Annotated in this window: 6 protein-coding genes; all 6 read right to left on the reverse strand. The window is 28.6% G+C overall.

All coding sequences use genetic code 11. The features are described 5' to 3' along the window. Window positions 1-436: 436 nt before the first annotated feature. Window positions 437-706, reverse strand: coding sequence for a transposase (locus tag CHA01nite_RS20100; RefSeq protein ID WP_262712160.1), 270 nt, complete (start codon window positions 704-706; stop codon window positions 437-439). After that, window positions 703-858 (reverse strand): hypothetical protein, encoded by a 156-nt coding sequence (locus CHA01nite_RS20635; protein WP_170234787.1) that lies wholly within the window; start codon window positions 856-858, stop codon window positions 703-705. Before CHA01nite_RS20635 ends, CHA01nite_RS20100 begins: the two co-directional genes overlap by 4 nt. 65 nt (window positions 859-923) lie before the next feature. After that, window positions 924-1,343 carry a helix-turn-helix domain-containing protein gene (locus tag CHA01nite_RS20110; RefSeq protein WP_146944749.1) on the reverse strand — a complete coding sequence of 140 codons (420 nt, stop codon included), beginning with the start codon at window positions 1,341-1,343 and terminating at the stop codon, window positions 924-926. A gap of 654 nt (window positions 1,344-1,997) precedes the next feature. Continuing rightward, entirely contained in the window at window positions 1,998-2,819 is an 822-nt protein-coding gene (locus tag CHA01nite_RS20115) for a GLPGLI family protein (protein ID WP_146944751.1), read from the reverse strand. Between the two features lie 208 nt (window positions 2,820-3,027). Continuing rightward, a complete protein-coding gene (locus CHA01nite_RS20640; protein WP_170234788.1) occupies window positions 3,028-3,195 on the reverse strand; it encodes a bacteriocin-like protein in 168 nt (55 codons plus the stop codon). 242 nt (window positions 3,196-3,437) lie between these two features. Next, complete coding sequence (locus tag CHA01nite_RS20120) at window positions 3,438-5,159, reverse strand: helix-turn-helix domain-containing protein (RefSeq protein ID WP_146944753.1); 1,722 nt, start codon at window positions 5,157-5,159, stop codon at window positions 3,438-3,440. Between the last annotated feature and the right edge of the window lie 57 nt (window positions 5,160-5,216).

Below are 5,216 nucleotides of genomic sequence, written 5' to 3' on the forward strand. Positions count from 1 at the left end.
GGATTTCAATGATTATTTTTTTATTTATAAATAAGTTATTATGAAAAAAGGATGGCAACTTTTTATTTTTTAAAATAATAATTTCTTAACGATCGCATTTGTTGCATAACTTTTGTATTTCTTCATCCTCAATCAGTTCATAAATAAAATAATAAATATTATAACGATCATATTTATTAGGAAACTGATATCCGTTGATTAAAATAATTGGCGTAAAATTAAGACCGGCATTTTTATTTCTCATCGACATTTCAACAAAAAGTATTAAGTCTTCATTACTGATTGTAGTTCCTGTTTTTTTATCTTAAATACTAGGTCACAATTAGTTTGCATTAAATTTCGAGAAACGAATATTTAAATGTTTTCCTATATTTGCCATGCATCTGTTTACAGAATAGAATAAAGTATCCTTTTCAAGATAATTTTCAGGATATAGTCATTCTGTTTTCAGCTTTCGCCAGAGGGCTTCTGCCATGTTCAGATGCGGGGAATAAGGTGGCAGAAAGAAGATAAATAGTCCTCTTTGTTCCCAATGGGCTCTATTCTGCTTTACTAGTCTTGACCGGTGAACAGAAGCATTATCCAAAGCCACCACCGTTTTTTTCTGTATTTTAAAAGATAAATCTTCCAGAAAATTGGGCACAAATTCACTGTTAATATTTTGCTCGCTCATCTTCCAATGGCATACATTGGAGCGGTTGATCATTCCGAAAATGTTTGTTTTATAGCCTTTTTTACATAAACAGCCATTTCTTCACCGGGGAACTGCCATCCGTAAGGAACATAGCCCTGGCTGCTTACATGACTTTCACCTGCATAAAACAAATCAATCATTCCATGATTTTCAAGGTTTTCCAATTCCTGTAAATCTGCTTTTTTGCAGATATATAGCTCTGCACTACACTTGCCTTTCGGACGTTTTCTTATCCGTTTATATCTTCCACCAAGCTTTTTAAAAATCGCTTGAACGTTTTTTCGCTCACTTTTTTTCCACTTGCCAACTCCCATTCTGCCTGGGCAGAACATACCTTTTGACGATGCTTTTTTATAGATTCCAAAACCAACTCCTTATCCTGCTCAAAATTAAATGAGGATTTTTTGCCCCTGCCCGGCTTGATAGACAAACCAAGTATCCCTTCTTCCTTATATCGCTTCACCCAGCTGTTTACACTGACATGGCTTATTCGCAAAATACTTCCCACATCTTTTGAACTGCGTCCATCCGATTTTAAAAGAATAAGTTGACAGCGTTTGCGTAAACTCGCATTAGTTGAAGTAACCTGCAATAATTCCAGCTCTTCTATCGACTCATTACTTAATTCCGGTGTGTTTCCCCTACCCATTTTATAAAGGTAAGAAATAATGTAATCTATTTATGTCTGAGTACTTATTTTAGATTCATTTTTCGCTTCAAACCAGTAATCTAAAATCATAGTTGATTTAATGCTTGAGTTCTTAATATTCAAATTCTGTAAACTTTCCCTTTCATTGAGTATATTATCTAAATATAAACTAATTAAAAGAAGTATTCCATAAAATAAGAATCAATAATGAAGTTTTGCGGTTAAAAATAATGTGTTTAAAAAATACTATTCCGATAAATAGCTGCACAACAACCCTTATTCAAAAGAGAATATAATAAAATGATCACAAAAACTAAATAGATGAAAGGTTTGCAGCTTATTGCTGTTTTTTGTTATATCTGCTCTTTTTAAAAAGAAGGACAAAATGTGTTGACTTTTTGAAAAGTTCTTTCTTATCTAAAATTTTTGTTTTATCAGAATGTATTAAATAATGAGGGCAGGATTTTAAAAAAAATATTGTCAACAATTATAATAAATTCTTCACCCAGTATTCTTTATCTAAATCATATGAATCATCTCTTACGTCCATAAAATTGATAGCATCGCTTAATGCTAATGCTGAAGGATAATTTAGATGTATGCTTACTGAAAATTAAATTCTTAAAATTAACGCCCAACTTTGAAATAATCTGTTCAAATTTCATCATTTTTTATATAAAATTCAATAGGATTATTATCATGGATTTTACTTTCTTCTATTTGAGCATCTATGTCTTTGAGAAACTTTTGTCTCTCCTCATTACTATGAAAAACACCATCCCTTAACAGTTTTATTTTAAATTGTTCAAAAGGATTCTTCGGTATTTTTTCGTACTCTTTCAAGGTTATCTTTTTTGCATCTTTATAAGTCTCATCATTCAAAATAAAATAATTGGATTTCTGTTTTTGAACAGATATAATTTCAAATGAATGAGTATTTGTTCTATCCGAAATCTTTAATATGAGGCCCGGTAATCCATGAAATTTGTAGGGTCCGTCGGGAATAGAAATTTCATTGGTAAACCAAGCTGTCCATTGCCTTCCAGCAAAAAAAGTTGTTGCTTTCTGAGTTTGATACCCTAATATATTTTCATGTTCATTTGTGATTTCCCATTTCATTTTTCTTTCATCGTTCACTTTTAGAACTGCATCTTGCATATGATTAGGTGTGTAGAAATATATTAAATTTCTATTACTTATTTTTTCTACTACATATCTTACTTTTGCTGAAGCATCTGGAAATGACATAATCCCTTTTTTTGAGTCTTCGGTCATCGTAGAATCAGATATGATATGTTTTAGCCCTGTGAAAACCGACCGTTGATCTTTATTATAGAAATCTAATACCACAATTTCATTCGAAACAACATTCTTTTTCAAAGTGTCTGAAACAACTTTATAATTATAGGTAAACCTCATATTTTGAGAAAAAAACGACAAAGGCAAACAAAACAAAAAAAAAGTAAAAATTTTCATATTTTCAGATAGTATAGTTTATATAGGTTAGGATTTATTTAATCATTTTTAGATTGGCCTATTTTAACTTGTAATATAATACAATCGATTAATTAAAAGCAATGAATTTATAAAATTTCAATTTTGTAACTGATAAAATCATATTTTTTAATGTTTGAATTTAAAAAGGCTACTAAAATAGTAACCTTTTTAATTAGACGATATTAACTTATGGCATTGGAGTTAAAAATCCTTTTTCACAGTATAAGTCATTAGAGTCTCCATAAACAACCGTGCTACATCCAACTCCAGGTATACAACAAGCATATTTCCCAGGTAGTTTTCCACCATCTACAATTTTTAACTCCTCTCTTGAAAGTTTTTTAAGATTTTTCATTTTGTTTAATTTTTTAAATTTAATATTTACTTTTTGTCATACCATCCCTGACATGGGTCTGTCAATCAACATTTCATATTTACATTGTACTGCGCACATACAAAAATAAAAGTTTGTGTTTTTTGTCGAGACAAAGATGGGTCAAAAAGAAATAATTATGCAAGTAATCTCTTTATACATTCTTGAATTTAGACCCATAAATTCAAGAATATATTAAAATTAAATAATTGAAAATTAATCAATTATATACTTTTCACTTCTTGTGTTTCAATTTCTTTTAAATAGATAGAAAGAGTAGTTCCTGTTCTTTTTTTGAACGCTAAAGTGAAAGCTTGCTCATTATTATATCCTAATTCTTCTGCAATGAAGGGTATTTTATAAGACCTAAATTTTCTATCAATCGCTAATCTATTTATTGCATAATCTATGCGAAGATCATTTAAATACGTTGCAAAGTTTTTTTTCTTATAAATATTAATGATTTCTGACAAATATCGAGTATTTGTTTTTGCCTTTTTTGCTACACTATTTAATGTAACTCCATTTTGAAGAAAGAGTTCTTTTGCTTCAAAAGAATGTAGCTCTTTTAGTATATTTTGTGCAACATCTTCAGAAGTAACTCTAATTGTCTTAGATTCTTTATTTTCAAGGCTTGCAGTCTCAGATGAAATATCACTATTTTTTTCATCTATAATAGTATGAACATTGACTTTGTTATATACTGATTGAAGCAATTTTTGAGCAATTTTTTTATATTTCTTCTCAGATTTATAATATAAAAAAAGAACTATAAATAGAATCAGAACTAAACAACATATTGAGAAATATAAAACAATTTTTCTATCTTCAAGTTCAGATATAATTTTTGCTTTCTCACTTATAAGATTGGGTGCATCATATCTTCTAGGAAGCTCTCTCGATATATATCTGAACTGAGAATCAAGCTGTTTATCTATTTTTAAAAACCTATCAATATAATATAGCTGCTGTTCCTTTTCGTTTTTTTCCTTATAATACTCTATGAGATAAGAATATACTTCCCGAAGTTCAGGGAATGTATTGTTATTTTTTTTGACAATAGAATCTATTGAAATAAAACTTTTTACGGCTTTTTCTTTTTGTCCAGCACCTATATAAGCCTGCCCAAGATATAATATAGCATAATTTATACTTAATTCATCTGATTGAGAATCAATGAAATATTTTTTTGTTTTATTTAGATTGGCAATAGCTTTATCATAATTTTTTTGTTTTAAATCATATAAACCCAATAAAGATAAATATTCGTGATACCGATAAATATTATTTCTTTTATTTAATTCCAAACCTTCTATGATAAGAATTTTTGCAGAATCAATCTTTTCGATATCTAAATAAGTACTTGCTAAATTCAAATGAATATTAGCAAGCTCATTTTCGCTAAGATAAGGAGCATTATACAGATAATATCTTAATTTTTTCGCAGCATCATAATGTTTGCCAATATAGTTGTTTAAATATGCAATACTCGTTTCAGCAAAAGCAACTTGTCGTTTGTTACCTTTTTCCTTAGCATATTTAAGTCCGATTACATAATTATTTAATGCTTCTTTTTGGTGATCATAACGAAAGAATAAGTTTCCTTTTAATAAATAAATGCGAGCTGGGTAACCTTCTTTTTTGGTATTCTTTGTTAAAACTTGTACGCTGTCAAGATATTTTAATGCTTTAATAAATGACTCATTAAAATGCATAAGAACATATCCTTCTACAATCTTTTCATTGTTGTTTTCTCTTTTAGCTTTTTGAAGATAATAGTGACTAATAAAATTTGCTTTTTTTATTTCGTTTGTACTATTATATCCATAATATTTTGTTTCTAAATCAGAATATGAATAGTTCTTTAGAGAATCAATAAAGTTTTTTTGTGCAGATATTACACAAGAAAATAGCGCTAACAAAAAAATACAACTAGTTTTCATCATTGTTTTAAAATCCTATGTAAAAATATTATTTTAATTTTGGATAGGTTTAATACTCTT

The sequence above is a fragment of the Chryseobacterium hagamense genome (assembly GCF_007991455.1).
Taxonomy (GTDB): Bacteria; Bacteroidota; Bacteroidia; order Flavobacteriales; family Weeksellaceae; genus Chryseobacterium; species Chryseobacterium hagamense.

Coding starts and splice junctions, on each gene's coding strand:
- CHA01nite_RS20120 (WP_146944753.1), bottom strand. CDS start 5,159: ATGATGAAAACTAGTTGTATTTTTTTGTTAGCGCTATTTTCTTGTGTA.
- CHA01nite_RS20110 (WP_146944749.1), bottom strand. CDS start 1,343: ATGGGTAGGGGAAACACACCGGAATTAAGTAATGAGTCGATAGAAGAG.
- CHA01nite_RS20115 (WP_146944751.1), bottom strand. CDS start 2,819: ATGAAAATTTTTACTTTTTTTTTGTTTTGTTTGCCTTTGTCGTTTTTT.
- CHA01nite_RS20640 (WP_170234788.1), bottom strand. CDS start 3,195: ATGAAAAATCTTAAAAAACTTTCAAGAGAGGAGTTAAAAATTGTAGAT.
- CHA01nite_RS20100 (WP_262712160.1), bottom strand. CDS start 706: ATGATCAACCGCTCCAATGTATGCCATTGGAAGATGAGCGAGCAAAAT.